The organism is Amycolatopsis sp. NBC_00355, from assembly GCF_036104975.1.
Taxonomy (GTDB): Bacteria; Actinomycetota; Actinomycetes; order Mycobacteriales; family Pseudonocardiaceae; genus Amycolatopsis.
On the sequence record NZ_CP107982.1, the window covers coordinates 9,639,188 to 9,653,523 of the forward strand.

Below are 14,336 nucleotides of genomic sequence, written 5' to 3' on the forward strand. Positions count from 1 at the left end.
ATCAGGCTTCGGCGGGCACCGCGTCGCGCACCGGCGCGGTCGCCCGGCCGAAGACCTCCGCTGGCTCCGGGAACAGCTTCACCAGCAGCGGGTACGCGATCGCCGCCGTGCCCAGGGTCACCAGCAGGCTGATGTCGACGCCGCCGGCGATGTCGCGTAGCGGGCCCGCGATCATCGGCGTGTTCGCGCACAGCAGGCCCAGCGCCGTCGCCGGGATCCAGGCCACCATCGCGCGCCAGTTCACGCCGCGGGTGAACCAGTAGCGGCCGCCGCGACGGCCCTCGTTGAACACCTGCAGGTCGGCGACGTCGTAGAAACCGCGCCGCTGGACGAAGCCGATCATCATGATCACCATCCACGGTGACGTGCACAGCACGATCAGGGTGGCGAACGCGTTGATGCTCGACACCATGTCGAGCGCGAAGTTGCCGACGAAGATGAACACCACGCTGAGCGTGCCGATCAGCAGCGTCGCCTGGACTCGTGACAGCCGCGGGAAGATCGAGCTGAAGTCCAGGCCGGTGCCGTAGAGCGATGTCGTGCCGGTCGACAGGCCGCCGATCAGCGCCACCACGATCAGCGGGATCGCGTACCAGAGCGGGGAAATCGCCGTCAGGCCGGTGATGTAGTCGGCCGGGTCGGCGACCAGGGTCGCGGTCGCGATGCCGAAGCCGAACGGCAGCAGCGTCGCCACCTGCGCGAGGAACGGCGCCGCCAGCAGGGAGCGTTTGCTGTGGTGGGAAGGGATGTAGCGGGACCAGTCGCCGAGGAACGCGCCGAACGAGATCGGGTTGGCCAGGGCGGTGACCACCGCGAGGATGAACGTCGGCCCGAAGGTACCCAGCGCGTACGTGCCGGTGCCGCCGTGGCCCGGGTCGAACGTGCTGCCGTAGGCGAGGACGCCGAGCAGCATGATCGCCGTGCCCAGTACCACCGCGACCCGGTTGACCAGCAGCATGAACCGGTAGCCGTAGATGCAGACGACGAGCGTCGCGAGCGCGATGACGCCGTACGCGATCGCCCGCAGCGCGGCGCCGCCGTCGAAGCCGAAGAGCCGTTGCGCCGCCCCGGCGACGGCGTCGCCGCTGACCCAGACGGAGATCGCGAAGAACGTGATCGCGGTCAGCAGCGACAGGAACGAGCCGACGCACCGGCCGACGACGCCGAAGTGCGCGCCGGACGACACCGCGTTGTTCGTGCGGGTGCGCGGGCCGAACAACGCCATCGGGGCCAGCACGAGCCCGCCGAGCACCACGCCGATCGCCGTCGCCGCCAGCGCGGCCCGGAAGCTCAGGCCGTACGCGATCGGCAGCGTGCCGAGGATGATCGTGGCGAACGTGTTCGCGCCGCCGAACGCCATCCGGAACAGGTCACGCGGGCGCGAAGTCTGTTCCTCCGGCGGGATCGGCGCGATCCCGTGCTGCTCGACCTCGGTGATCCCGCCGCTCACGCGAACCGCGTCATCACGTGCTTGACGCGGGTGTACTCGGCGAAGGCGTAGGAGGAGAGGTCCTTGCCGTGCCCGGAGTGGCCGAACCCGCCGTGCGGCATCTCGGCGACCAGCGGGCCGTGCGTGTTGACCCACACGCAGCCGAAGTCCAGGTCGGCCGAGACGCGCGCGGCGACCGCGAGGTCCCGCGTCCAGACCGACGACGCCAGCCCGTACGGGACGCCGTTGGCCAGCGCGACCCCCTCGTCTTCGTCCGAAAAGGACTGGACGGTGACGACCGGCCCGAAGATCTCCTCCTGGACGATCTCGTCGTCCTGGCGCAGCCCCGAAATCACCGTGGGGGAGAAGTAGAACCCACGGTCGCCGTGCCGGACTCCGCCGGTCTCGACGCGGGCGTGCGACGGGAGCCGCTCGATCAGGCCCTGGACGCGGTCGAACTGCGCGCGGCTGTTGAGCGGCCCGAAGTCGACGCCCGGGGTCTGCGCGGCGGCGGTCTTGGTCAGCTCCGCGACGAAGTCGTCGTGGATCGAGGCGTGCACCAGCACCCGGCTGCCCGCGGTGCAGTCCTGCCCGGCGTTGTAGAACGCGGCGCCCACGATGCCTTCGGCCGTCGAGGCGAGGTCGACGTCGGGGAAGACCAGCAGCGGCGCGTTGCCGCCCAGCTCGAGGTGGGTGCGCTTGAGGTCGGCGGCCGCCACGGTGGCGACGTCGATGCCCGCCCGCGTCGACCCGGTGATCGAGACCAGAGCCGTGATCGGGTGCCTGACCAGGGCGCGGCCGGTGTCGCGATCGCCGGTCAGGACGGTGAAAGCGCCTTCGGGCAGGAACTCGGCGGCGACCTCGGCCAGCAGCACGGCGGTCGACGGGGTCGTCTCGGCCGGCTTGAGGACCACCGTGTTCCCGGCGGCCAGGGCCGGCGCGATCTTCCAGATCGCCATCATCAACGGGTAGTTCCACGGCGCGATCTGCGCGCAGACGCCGACCGGCTCGCGGCGGATCACCGACGTGTGACCCGGCGCGTACTCCCCGGCCGCGGTGCCTTCCAGGTGCCGCGCCGCCCCGGCGAAGAACCGCAGCGCGCTGACGCACTCCGGGATCTCCTCGTCCAGCACGACGGACCGGATCTTGCCGGTCTCCCGCACTTCCCGGTCGGCGAACTCCGCCGCGCGGGCCTCCAGGGCGTCGGCGATCTTCAGCAGCGCGAGCTGCCGCTGCGCCGGGGTGCTGCGCCGCCACACCGTGAACGCCCGCGCGGCCGATTCGAGCGCGGTGTCCACATCGGACTGATCGGCGATCGGGCTGGTGCTGAACACTTCGCCGGTCGCCGGGTCGGTCAGGTCGAGCGTCATGACTTCTCCAGGTGGGTCGGCTCGAACATCTTCAGCAGGGCGGGCAGGACCACGACGGACGGTCCTGGCGTGCGCAACGCCTCGGCGAGATCGGCGCCGACTGTGTCCAAAGTGGACAGCTTCGCGGAGACGCCGAACGACCGCGCCAGCGCCACGAAGTCCGGCCGGGCCAGCTCGGTGGCCGTCGACTGGCCGAAGGCGCCGGTGAGGTACTCGCGGAGGATGCCGTACCCGCCGTCGTCGACGATCAGCCACGTGACGTCCAGGCCGTGCTGGACGGCGGTGGCCAGCTCGGCGACGCCGTACATCGCGCCGCCGTCGCCGGACACGGCCAGCGTGGGCCCGCCGGTCGCCGCGGCGCCGCCGAGCGCGCCGGGCAGGCCGTAGCCCAGCCCGCCCGCACCCTGGGAGGTGTGGATCGGCGCGCCCTCGGGGTTCCACACCGACCAGGCCCAGTACGCGGCGATCGTCATGTCCCAGAACGTTTGCGTGCCGTCGGGGACGGCCGCGCGGACGTCGTCGACGAGCCGGCGTTCGACAGCCAGATCCTGACCGTCCAAACGCGACTCGACGCGCGCCAGAAGCCCGGAGACCGCCGCCTCGGCCCGGCCGTCCGAACGCCGCATCGGCACCCACTCCAGAAGGGCCTGCAGCGTGAGCCGGACATCGGCGTGGATGCCCAGGCCCGGGTAGTTCGACTCGAGCTTGCCCAGGTCGGCCTCGACCTGGATGACACGCCCGCGCGGCGCGAACTCGCGGTAGTTGCTGGACAGCTCGCCGAGCCCGGAGCCCAGCACCAGCAGGACGTCGGCGTCCGCCAGGAACTCCGTGCTGTGCCAGTCCTCCAGCCACGACTGCCCGGACAGCTCGTGGTCCCAGCCGAAGACCCCCTTGCCGCCGAAGGTGGACAGCACGGGCGCGCGCAACGCTTCGGCGAGTGCCGTCAGCTCGGCGTGGGCGCCGGACCGCAGCGCGCCGCCGCCGGCGAGGATGACCGGGTTCGCCGCCGCGGCCAGCAGGTCCGCCGCCGCGGTGACCAGCTCGGGCAGCGGCGCCAGGGGAGCGGGCGCGGCCGAGACCGACGTGATCGGCGGGACGCCGGCCGGGCCGAGCAGCACGTCCTGGGGGATCTCGACCCACACCGGGCCGTACGGCGCGGTCGACGCCGACGTCCAGGCCTCGCGCAGCGCGGTCGGGATCTGGCTCGCGCTGCGCACGACGTGCACCGACTTCACGACGCCCGCGAAGCTGGCCTGCTGGTCCGGCAGCTCGTGCAGGTACCCGTGCCGGCCGCCGCCGAGGCCGGCGACCGGGATCTGGCTGGAGATCCCGAGCACCGGCACCGACGCGGCGCGGGATTCCTGCAGGGAAGCCAACGTCAGCAACGCCCCGGGGCCGGTGGAGACCACGAGGGGCGTGACCGGGACCGGGCCGTCCGGGTTCGCCGCGAGCCGCGCGCGGGCGTGCCCGTCGGCGGCGAAGGCGAGATTGTTCTCGACGCGCGCACTGATCAGACGCAGGTCGTCGGCGCGCCGCAGGGCCTCGAACAGGCCGAGGGCGTGCTGGCCCGGCAGTCCGAATACCGTGTCGGCGCCCAAGGCGCGCAGCGTTTCGACGACGACGTCGCCGCCGATGCGTTCGGTGTCCGTCATGCGCTCTTCCCCAAGGTCAGCAGGCTCACCAGGTCGTAGGCGACGTGGGAGGCCGCGATGGCGGTGATCTCGGCGTGGTCGTAAGCGGGGGCCAATTCGACGACGTCGGCCCCGATCAGGTTGAGGTCACGCAGGCCGCGCAGGATCTCCAGCAGCTCGCGACTGGTCATCCCGCCGGCTTCGGGGGTGCCGGTGCCCGGCGCGTGGGCCGGGTCGAGGACGTCGATGTCGACGGAGACGTACAGCGGCCGGTCGCCGATCCGCTGCCGCAGCGCGTCCACGGTCTCGCCGACACCGCGGCGCATCACGTCGCCCGACGTCACGATGCCGAAGCCGAGCCGGCGGTCCTCTTCGAGGTCCCGCTTGCCGTACAGCGGCCCGCGCGTGCCGACGTGCGACAGCGCGCTCGTGTCGAGGATGCCCTCCTCCGACGCCCGCCGGAACGGGGTGCCGTGGGTGTACGGCTCGCCGAAGTAGGTGTCCCAGGTGTCGAGGTGCGCGTCGAAGTGCAGCAACGCCACGGGTCCGTGCTTCTTCGCCGCCGCCCGCAGCAACGGGAGGGCGATCGTGTGGTCGCCGCCGACGGTCACCAGCCGCGTCCCGTTCGCCTGCAGCGCCTCGGCTTCCTGCTGCAGTGTCTCGATCGCTTCGCCGATGTTGAACGGGTTGACGGCGATGTCGCCCGCGTCCACGACCTGCATCTCGGCGAACGGCGAGACGTCCAGCTCCGGGTGGTAGGGCCGCAGCAGCCGGCTCGCCTCGCGGACGGCGGCCGGGCCGAACCGCGCGCCGGGCCGGTAGGACACCCCGGAGTCGAAGGGCACCCCGACGACGGCGACGTCGGCGTGCGGGACCTGGTCGATCCGCGGCAGCCGCGCGAAGGTGGCGAAGCCGGCGAACCGGGGGATCCGCGACGAGTCGAGGGGGCCGATGTTAGGCACTGCTGGGCTCCTGTTCCGGGATCGGCGTGGGGGTGTCTCCGCCGTTCAGGCGGGAGGTCCACACGGCGAGGATCGAGTCGGACGTGCGGGGTGTGGCGAAGCTGACGGCCAGGTAGACCAGCAGGCTCGCGCCCAGACCCCAGTAGATCGGGGTGTTGGCCTCGACGCCGTCGATGATCATGAACGTCACCACGGACACCGTGCCGGCGATCATCGAGGCGTACGCGCCCTGGCGGGTGCCGCGCTTCCAGAACAGCGCGCCGACGATCGCCACCAGCAGGCCGCCGACCAGGATGTCGTAGGCGATGGTGAGCGCGTTGACGACGTCGTCGACGATCATCGCGATGCCGATCGCGACCAGGCCGAGCACGAGCGTGGTGATCCGGTTGCGGCGCACTTCGCCGGTTTCGCTGTTCTTCAGGCCCAGCTTGGTCAGCAGGTCGGACGTCGTGGTGGTGGCGCAGGCGATCAGCGCGCCGCTGGCGGTCGACATCATCGCCGAGAGCGCGGCGGCCAGCACCAGCCCGCGGACGCCGGTCGGGAGCAAGCGCTCGACGATCGTCGCGAAGGCGTCCTGCGCGCTGCCGAGGTCCGGGTAGAGCGCGTGGGCGGCCATCCCGATCAGCGCGCCGGCGACGCCGTAGACCAGGCAGTAGACGCCGGAGGTGATGCCGCCGGACGTCGCGATCGCGGGCGTGCGGGCGGTGAACACGCGCTGCCAGATGTCCTGGCCGATCAGCAGGCCGAAGGTGTAGATCACGAAGTACGTGACGATCGTGTCCGTGCCGATCGAGGTGAAGCTGAAGAAGCTCGCGTCGAGCTTCTCGCTCATCCCGCTGAAGCCGCCGGCGGAGCTGATCGCGACCGGCAGCAGGATCGCCAGGATGCCGATGGTCTTGATGACGAACTGGGCGATGTCGGTGAGCGTGATCGACCACATGCCGCCGAGCACCGAGTAGAGCACCACGATCGCGCCGCCGATGGCGATGCCGGCCCAGTTCGGCAGGTCGAACAGCACCTTGAAGATGGTGGCGAACGCCAGCGTCGAGGTCACCGTGAGCATCAGGGTGTAACCCCACATCACGATGCCGGACACGGCGCTGGTGTTGCCGCCGTAGCGCAGGTCGAGCATCTCGCCGACGGTGTAGACCTTGAGCCGCACCAGCCGGCGCGCGAACACCGCGTGCAGCACCAGGATGCCGACGCCGATGGTGAGCACCAGCCAGGCGCCGGAGATGCCGTAGGTGTAGCCGAGCTTCACGCCGCCGACGGTGGACGCGCCGCCGAGCACGACGGCCGACATCGTGCCGGAGTACATGAACCAGCCCAGCCGCCGCCCGGCGACGAGGTAGTCGGACTTCGTCTTCGCGAGCCGGAGGCCGTACCAGCCGACCCCGAGCATCCCCGCGATGTAGAGCGCGATCACCACGTAGTCCCCGGTCACGGTGGTCCTCCTTACCTCTTCGGTGGTGTTCGGGTCACCGTAGGTTCGCGGGCCACCCCTCCGGCATGGGATGATCCATCCTTCGCTTGCTCTAATTGAGGACGTAATGACCCAGAACGCGGATCCGTGGTCCACCGAAGTGAATGTCCCGTTACGGGACGTCGTCGGCAACCGGGAGCTCGCGCTCGACGTCGTCCCCGAGACGCTGCGGCCGGGAGCGCTCGACGCCCCGGTGCGCTGGGCGCACGTCAGCGAGCTGCGCGACCCCGCGCCGTACCTGATCGGCGAGGAGCTGATCCTCACCGCCGGGGTGAACCTGCCCGAGGACGTCGACCGGTACGTGCGCGGTCTGCGCGAAGCCGGCGTGACGGCCCTCGGCTTCGGGCTCACCCCGACGGTCTCGGAGACACTGCCGGAACCGCTGCGCCGGGCCTGTGCGCGGCACGGGCTGCCGCTGCTGGTGGTGCCACCGCGGACGCCGTTCCTGGCGATCAACCGGGCCGTCTCGGTCGCGCTGACCGAGGCGGGCCAGCGGGAGCAACGGCGGATCACCGCGGCCCGGGAGGCGTTGACACGGGCCGCCGGCGGCGGGCTCGGCGAGCTGACGGAAGCGCTTGCGGACCGGCTGCGCTCCTGGGTCGCGCTGGTCGGCGCCGGGGACGTGCTGGCCTCGGCCCACGACGCGCCCACGCCATTGCCACCCGAGGTGCGCGAGCTGGTCGCCACCGTGCGGTCCGGCAGCGGGATCCGCAGCGCGACGACCGAGCTGGCCGGCGGCGAGGTCGTCGTGGTCCAGCCGGTGTACCCGCAGGCGACGGCGTCGCACCTGGTGGTCACCGGCCGCACCCGCCGGTTCGACAGCGCCGACCGCGCGATCCTCGCCGTCGGCGCGGCCTTGCTCGGCCTGGTCGGGCGCGCCGGTTCCGACGCGGCCGAGCTGGGCGCGGCGGCCACCGGGCTGCTGCTCGGACAAGCGTCGGCCGAAGGCGTCGCGCGGGCGGTGCTGGGGTCCGGCACCTGCCGGCTGGTCGCCGGGGCGCCGTACCGCCGCGGACCCGGCGAGGTGGCCCTGCGTCCCGACTGGTTGCGCGCGCGGCTGGACACGCCACTGGTCGAGGTTCGGCCCGGCCCGCGGTTCGTCGCGATCACCGGCCCTTCGCCGGGTGACCTGGAGGACCTGCGTGCGCACGGCTGGCTCGCGGCGGCCGGCTCCCCGGTCCCGGCCGAGCGCTTGGCCGACGCCGTCGCCGAGGTGGACCTGCTGCTGGAGCGGGCGGTGGCCCTCGGCCGTCCGGTGCTGGCCGGCCGCGGCCCGCTCGACTTCGACGCGCTGGTGGCGCCGGGCGCGTCCCGGGAGTTCGCGGCCCGGGCCCTGCAGCCGCTGCTGACCCTGGACCGGGCGGGGGACCGGGAACTGGTGCCGACGTTGCGCACGTGGCTGGCCCACCACGGCGGCTGGGAGGCGACCGCGACGGCCCTGGGCGTGCACCGCAACAGCGTCCGGCACCGGATCGCGCAGGCGGAGCGCGCGCTCGACGTGGACCTGGCGGACCCGGAGACCCGGATGCGGCTGTGGTTCGCGCTGCGCTGGGCCACACCGGACACACATAGTCCTTAAAGGGCACTCTCAGGAAAATATGGGATTGTGGTCCGGTGCGAGTTTTGGTAGTCGAGGACGAAGAACCCCTGGCCGACGCGATCGCCCGTGGCCTGCGCCGCGAAGGCATGGCGGTGGACGTCGCGCTCACGGGCGACGACGGTCACGAGAAGGCCGCCGTCACGCGGTACGACGTCGTGTTGCTGGACCGGGACCTGCCCGGGATGTCCGGTGACGAGCTGTGCCGCGAGATCGTCGCGTCCGGCGAGCTGACGCGGGTGCTGATGCTGACCGCGAGCAGTTCGGTGTCGGACCGGGTCGAGGGGCTGTCGCTCGGCGCCGACGACTACCTCGCGAAACCGTTCGCCTTCCCCGAGCTGGTCGCCCGGGTCCGGGCCCTGGGCCGCCGGGCCACGCCGGCCGCGCCGCCGCTGCTGACGGCCGGGGACGTCGAGCTGGACCCGGCGAAGCGCACCGTGCGCCGCGCCAGCGGGCCGGTCGAGCTGACCCGCAAGGAATTCGGCGTCCTCGAGGTGCTGCTCTCGGCCGCCGGTTCGGTCGTCAGCAGCGAAGAGCTGCTCGAACGGGTCTGGGACGAGAACGCCGACCCGTTCACCACGACCGTCCGGGTCACCGTCATGACGCTGCGCAAGAAGCTCGGCGAGCCGGGGATCATCGAGACCGTCGTCGGCTCCGGGTACCGGGTGCCGGAGCCCGGCACGCCGCGCGCGTGAACCTGCCGGGCACCCGCAGCCTCCGCGCCCGGATCACCCTGCTGGCGACCGTGCTGGTCGCCGCCGTCAGCCTGCTGCTGCTCTGGCTGGCCTGGACGCTGGTGCGGGACTCGCTCGACGCGGTCCCGCAGATGCCGCCGGGCAGCACCGTGGTCGTCGACGGCGTCCAGGTGGACGCCTCGACGCTCGCGGAGCACCTGCGCGTGCACGCCCGCAACCGGATGCTGCTGTTCGGCTCGATCTCGTTCCTGCTGGTGGTGGCGGCCGCGGCGATCCTCGCCTGGACGTTCACCTCCCGCGTGCTGCTCCCGCTGCGCGAGATCACCGGCACGGCACGGCGGCTGTCGATCGAGTCGATGGGGGAGCGGATCGGCGAGGTCCGCCCGCGCGACGAGCTGGCCGAGCTGGCCGGCACGTTCGACGACATGCTCGACCGGCTGCAGGCCGCGTTCGACGCGCAGCGGCACTTCGTCGCGAACGCGAGCCACGAGCTCCGGACGCCGTTGTCGGTGATCCGCACGGAACTGGACGTCACGCTCGCCGACGAAGACGCCGACGTGGCCGAGCTGCGCCGGATGGGCGGGGTGGTCCGCGACGCGACCGAACGCGCCGGCCTGCTCGTGAACTCGTTGCTGCTGCTGGCCCGCACGGACGGCGCGGGCCTCGGGGTCCGCGAGCCGGTGGACCTGGCGGTGGTCGTCGACCGGGCCTGGCGCTCGGCCCGCGTCGAGGCCGAGCAGCGCGGGATCCGGGCCGCGTTCACGATGGCGCCGGCGCCTACGTTCGGCGATCCCGCGCTGCTGGAACGGATCGCGGGCAACCTGCTGGAGAACGCCGTCCGCCACAACGTCGACAACGGCTGGCTGGACGTTGTGACCCAGCCGGGCCCGCAGTGGTCGGTGCTGCGCGTCCGCTCGTCGGGCGGTCTCGTGGACCCGGCCGTGGTGCCGGAACTGTTCGAGCCGTTCCGCCGTGCGGGCGTGGCCCGCACGGCCCGCTTCGGCGCGGGCCTGGGGTTGTCGATCGTCCGCGCGGCGGTCCACGCCCACGGCGGCAGCGTGACGGCGGAGCCGATCGTCGGCGGCGGGCTCGCGGTGACGGTGCACCTGCCGGTCGGCTAGCGGTCAGCCCGTCGCCACCGGATCCTTGTTGTCGCAGGCAGTTCGCTGCACGTGAGCACCCGCCCGCACCTCGGCAGTCGCTCTTCACGCTGCGCCGTGCCGGTGAACGGACCGTGTCCGGCGGCCGAAGACGGCCGGGGTGTGCTGTGATCCTCGGTGTGGTGGAGAAACCGAGGTCGCTGGTCCGGATCGTGGTCCCGGTCGTCGCGGCGGCCCTGGGCGCCGGAGTGGGGCTCGCGTTCTTCGTCGCGGCACTGCTGCGGCCGCCCGATCTGCCGGTGGACACAAACCCCGTTCCGCTGGCCGGGCACAACCTGTGCGCGTCGGTCGCGGTGTACTTCCGGACCGACGCGGAGATGCGCACGGCCGCGGACACCTTCCACGACGACCCGAAGGCGCGGCGGGTGTTCGTCCAGACCAAAGCGGAGGCGTTCGCCCGGTTCAAGGACGTCTTCAAGGACCAGCCCGAGTTGCTGCAGGCGACCCAGCCCGACGCGTTGCCCGCGTCGGTGTCGCTGCTCGCGGTTCCGGGCACGGACCTGGACGCCTGGGCGCGGGAGCTGCACGCCCGCATCACGAACGCCGATCAGGTGCAGGTCAACGACCTGAACGCGGCGGCGGCGCAGCTGAAAGTCACCGCGCCGCCGCCGAAGTGCCCTCGCGAGGGCGAATACTGATCCGTCAGGAAGCCGGGACCGACGCGACGCCCGGGGCGAGGAACGGCTTGCCGTTCACGCGCTCGGACACACCGGAGCGGTCCAGGTACGGCGTGATGCCGCCGTTCCAGAACGGCCAGCCGGCGCCGAGGATCAGGCACAGGTCGATGTCCTGCGCCTCGGCGACCACGCCCTCGTCGAGCATGATCCGGATCTCCTCGGCGATGGCCGAGAGCGCGCGCTCACGCACCTGCTCCGAGGTGGACGGCTTGTCGCCCTGCGTCCACAGCTCGACGACCTCGGGGTCGGGCGACTGGTTGCCCTTGTCGTCCCAGACCCAGACGCCCTTCTTGCCCGCCTTGACGAACTTGGCGAGGTTGTCGCTGACCGTGAACCGGTCCGGGAACGCCTCGTGCAGCGTCTCGCCGACGTGCAGCGCGATGGCCGGGCCGACGAGCTGCATCAGCGTCAGCGGCGACATCGGCAGGCCGAGTGGCTCGAGCGCGCCGTCGGCGACCTCGAACGGCGTGCCCTCGTCGACCGCCACCAGCACCTCGCCGAGGAAGCGCAGCAGGAGCCGGTTGACGACGAACGCGCTAGCGTCCTTCACCAGCACGCTGGACTTCTTCAGCTGCTTGCCGACCGAGAACGCCGTCGCGAGCGACGCGTCGTCGGTCTGCTCGCCGCGGACGATCTCCAGCAGCGGCAGCACGGCCACCGGGTTGAAGAAGTGGAAGCCGACCACGCGCTCGGGGTGCTGCAGCTTCGACGCCATCGCGGTGATCGACAGCGACGACGTGTTGGTCGCCAGGATCGCCTCGGGGGAGACGTGCTGCTCCAGCTCGGCGAACACCTGCTGCTTGACGCCCAGCTCCTCGAACACCGCCTCGATGACGAAGTCGGCGTCGGAGAACGCGGCCTTGTCGAGCGAGCCGGAGACGAGCGCCTTGAGCCGGTTGGCGCCGTCCGGGGAGACGCGCTTCTTGGCCAGGAGCTTGTCGATCTCGTCGTGGACGTACCCGACGCCCTTGTCGACGCGCGCCTGGTCGACGTCGGTCAGCACGACCGGCACCTTCAGCCGTCGCACGAACAGCAGCGCGAGCTGGCTGGCCATCAGGCCGGCGCCGACGATGCCGACCTTGTTCACCTTGCGCGCCAGGTTCCTGTCCGGCGCGCCGGCCGGGCGCTTGGCGCGCTTGTTGACCAGGTTGAACGAGTACAGCCCGGCGCGCAGGACGTCGGACATGAGCAGCTCGGCCAGGCCGTCCGTCTCAGCCGCGTAGCCACGGTCCAAGTCGTTCTCGCGGGCCAGCTCCAGCAGCTCGACGGCCTTGGTCGCGCCCGGGGAGGCGCCGTGCGTCCGGCCGTCCACAAGGGACTTCGCGCGGGCGATGGCGTTGTCCCACTCGGCGCCGCGGTCGATCTCGCGGCGGGCCGGGGTGATCTCGCCGTTGACGACCTTCGCCATCCACAGCAGCGACTGCTCGAGGTAGTCCGCCGAGCCGAAGACGGCGTCGACGATGCCCAGCTCGGCCGTCTTCTTGACGTTGAGCATCTTGTTCTGCGCCAGCGCGTTCTCGATGATCACGGTGACGGCGGCGTCCGGGCCGATGAGGTTCGGCAGCAGCTGCGTGCCGCCCCAGCCCGGGAACAGGCCGAGGAAGACCTCGGGGAACGCGATCGCGGCGGTGTTCTCCGAGAGCGTCCGGTAGTGACACGACAGCGCGAGCTCGAGCCCGCCGCCCATGACCGCGCCGTTGATGAACCCGAACGTCGGGATCTTCGTCTCGGTGAGGCGGCGGAACACGTCGTGCCCGGTCTGGGCGATCTCGCGCGCCAGCTTCGGGTCGCCCACGGATTCGACACCGGAGAGGTCCGCGCCGACGGCGAAGATGAACGGCTTGCCGGTGACGGCGATCGCGGCCGGCTCGGCCTCGAACGCCTTGTCCAGCGCCGAGTTCAGGGAGACGAGACCCTGCGGGCCGAACGTGTTGGGCCGGGTGTGGTCGTGGCCGTTGTCGAGCGTGATCAGCGCGACCGGTTTGTCGAGCCCGGGCACCTTGACCAGCCGCGTCACGGCGTTCGTGACAACCTCGTCGGGGAACGCGGCCTTCGCTTCTTCAGCGGTGAAAGTCATTACTTCGCCCCCTCGAAGGCCGGGTTCTCCCAGATCACGGTGCCGCCCATGCCGATGCCGATGCACATCGTGGTGATGCCGTACTGCACGTCGGGCCGCTCGGCGAACTGACGCGCGAGCTGCGTCATCAGCCGGACGCCGGACGAGGCCAGCGGGTGGCCGCACGCGATCGCGCCGCCCCACTGGTTCACGCGCGGGTCGTCGTCGGCGATGCCGAAGTGGTCGAGGAAGGCCAGCACCTGCACGGCGAAGGCCTCGTTGATCTCGAACAGGCCGATGTCGTCGATGCTCAGGCCGGTGCGCTTGAACAGCTTCTCGGTGGCCGGCACCGGGCCGATGCCCATGACCTCGGGTTCGACACCCGCGAAGGAGTAACCGACCAGCCGCATCGCGACCGGCAGGCCCAGCTCGCGGGCGGTGTCCTCGTCGGCCAGCAGCGACGCGGTCGCGCCGTCGTTGAGGCCCGCGGCGTTGCCGGCGGTGATCCGGCCGTGCGGGCGGAACGGCGTCTTCAGCCCGGCGAGCGTCTCCAGTGTGGTGCCGGGCCGCGGCGGCTCGTCCTCGGTGGCCAGGCCCCAGCCCAGCTCCTTCGAACGGGTGGCGACGGGGACCAGCTCGGGGCCGATCTTGCCGGTCTTGACCGCTTCGGCGTAACGCTCCTGGCTGCGCGCGGCGTAGGTGTCGGTGCGCAGCTTGGTGATGTCCGGGAACCGGTCGTGCAGGTTCTCGGCGGTCTGGCCCATGACGAGCGCGGTCGGGTCGACCAGCTTGTCGGCGATGATCCGCGGGTTCGGGTCGACGCCCTCGCCCATCGGGTGCCGGCCCATGTGCTCGACGCCGCCGGCGATCGCGATGTCGTAGGCGCCGAAGCCGATGCCGGACGCGGTGGTCGTGACGGCCGTCATGGCGCCGGCGCACATCCGGTCGAGGGCGAAGCCGGGCACCGACTTCGGCAGCCCGGCGAGCAGCGCGGCGGTCCGGCCGATGGTCAGGCCCTGGTCGCCGATCTGCGTGGTGGCGGCGATGGCCACCTCGTCGACGCGCTCGGGCGGCAGCTCCGGATGCCGCCGCAGCAGCTCCCGGATGGCGTTGACGACCAGGTCGTCGGCCCGGGTCCCGGCGTAGATGCCCTTGTCGCCGGCCTTGCCGAAGGGGGTCCGTACCCCCTCGACGAAGGCGACGTTGCGTACCCCTCGCGCGTTCGGCGCAAGCGGCGTTGCTGGTGCGGCCACGAATGCTCCAGAAAGTAGACGGT

General features: G+C 71.8%; 11 protein-coding genes. 4 read left to right on the forward strand and 7 right to left on the reverse strand.

What is annotated here, in order from left to right; genetic code table 11:
- Window position 1: 1 nt before the first annotated feature.
- Genes OHS18_RS44860 through OHS18_RS44880 form a run of 5 tightly spaced genes read right to left on the reverse strand, consistent with a single transcriptional unit; the run spans window position 2 to window position 6,836 of the window.
- Window positions 2-1,450: a purine-cytosine permease family protein gene (locus OHS18_RS44860; protein WP_328614892.1), complete on the reverse strand. Its 1,449-nt coding sequence runs from the start codon at window positions 1,448-1,450 to the stop codon at window positions 2-4.
- Entirely contained in the window at window positions 1,447-2,799 is a 1,353-nt protein-coding gene (locus OHS18_RS44865; RefSeq protein WP_328614893.1) for an aminobutyraldehyde dehydrogenase, read from the reverse strand. The genes OHS18_RS44860 and OHS18_RS44865 overlap by 4 nt, the downstream gene beginning before the upstream one ends.
- The gene (locus OHS18_RS44870; RefSeq protein WP_328614894.1) at window positions 2,796-4,451 is read right to left on the reverse strand and encodes a thiamine pyrophosphate-binding protein; all 1,656 of its coding nucleotides are present in this window, start codon (window positions 4,449-4,451) and stop codon (window positions 2,796-2,798) included. Before OHS18_RS44870 ends, OHS18_RS44865 begins: the two co-directional genes overlap by 4 nt.
- Window positions 4,448-5,392, reverse strand: coding sequence for an agmatinase (gene speB, locus OHS18_RS44875; protein WP_328458710.1), 945 nt, complete (start codon window positions 5,390-5,392; stop codon window positions 4,448-4,450). Before speB ends, OHS18_RS44870 begins: the two co-directional genes overlap by 4 nt.
- Entirely contained in the window at window positions 5,385-6,836 is a 1,452-nt protein-coding gene (locus OHS18_RS44880) for a sodium:solute symporter (protein ID WP_328614895.1), read from the reverse strand. The genes speB and OHS18_RS44880 overlap by 8 nt, the downstream gene beginning before the upstream one ends.
- A gap of 106 nt (window positions 6,837-6,942) precedes the next feature.
- Here OHS18_RS44880 and OHS18_RS44885 point away from each other — a divergent pair, with 106 nt between their 5' ends.
- The 4 genes from OHS18_RS44885 to OHS18_RS44900 all read left to right on the forward strand — a co-directional run bounded on the left by OHS18_RS44885 (window position 6,943) and on the right by OHS18_RS44900 (window position 10,965).
- Entirely contained in the window at window positions 6,943-8,454 is a 1,512-nt protein-coding gene (locus OHS18_RS44885) for a PucR family transcriptional regulator (protein ID WP_328614896.1), read from the forward strand.
- A gap of 35 nt (window positions 8,455-8,489) precedes the next feature.
- A complete protein-coding gene (locus tag OHS18_RS44890) occupies window positions 8,490-9,167 on the forward strand; it encodes a response regulator transcription factor (RefSeq protein WP_247049032.1) in 678 nt (225 codons plus the stop codon).
- Window positions 9,164-10,288: a sensor histidine kinase gene (locus OHS18_RS44895; RefSeq protein ID WP_328614897.1), complete on the forward strand. Its 1,125-nt coding sequence runs from the start codon at window positions 9,164-9,166 to the stop codon at window positions 10,286-10,288. The genes OHS18_RS44890 and OHS18_RS44895 overlap by 4 nt, the downstream gene beginning before the upstream one ends.
- A 161-nt stretch (window positions 10,289-10,449) precedes the next feature.
- Window positions 10,450-10,965, forward strand: coding sequence for a permease-like cell division protein FtsX (locus OHS18_RS44900; RefSeq protein ID WP_328614898.1), 516 nt, complete (start codon window positions 10,450-10,452; stop codon window positions 10,963-10,965).
- 4 nt (window positions 10,966-10,969) lie between these two features.
- On the opposite strand, the gene OHS18_RS44905 is transcribed toward OHS18_RS44900, so the two are convergent.
- A complete protein-coding gene (locus tag OHS18_RS44905; protein ID WP_328614899.1) occupies window positions 10,970-13,081 on the reverse strand; it encodes a 3-hydroxyacyl-CoA dehydrogenase NAD-binding domain-containing protein in 2,112 nt (703 codons plus the stop codon).
- A complete protein-coding gene (locus tag OHS18_RS44910; protein ID WP_328458696.1) occupies window positions 13,081-14,313 on the reverse strand; it encodes a thiolase family protein in 1,233 nt (410 codons plus the stop codon). Before OHS18_RS44910 ends, OHS18_RS44905 begins: the two co-directional genes overlap by 1 nt.
- Window positions 14,314-14,336: the final 23 nt, after the last annotated feature.

Excerpts from the sequence above, each read along its gene's own strand:
- OHS18_RS44865 (WP_328614893.1), bottom strand. The coding sequence starts at position 2,799 with ATGACGCTCGACCTGACCGACCCGGCGACCGGCGAAGTGTTCAGCACC.
- OHS18_RS44870 (WP_328614894.1), bottom strand. The coding sequence starts at position 4,451 with ATGACGGACACCGAACGCATCGGCGGCGACGTCGTCGTCGAAACGCTG.
- OHS18_RS44885 (WP_328614896.1), top strand. The coding sequence starts at position 6,943 with ATGACCCAGAACGCGGATCCGTGGTCCACCGAAGTGAATGTCCCGTTA.
- OHS18_RS44905 (WP_328614899.1), bottom strand. The coding sequence starts at position 13,081 with ATGACTTTCACCGCTGAAGAAGCGAAGGCCGCGTTCCCCGACGAGGTT.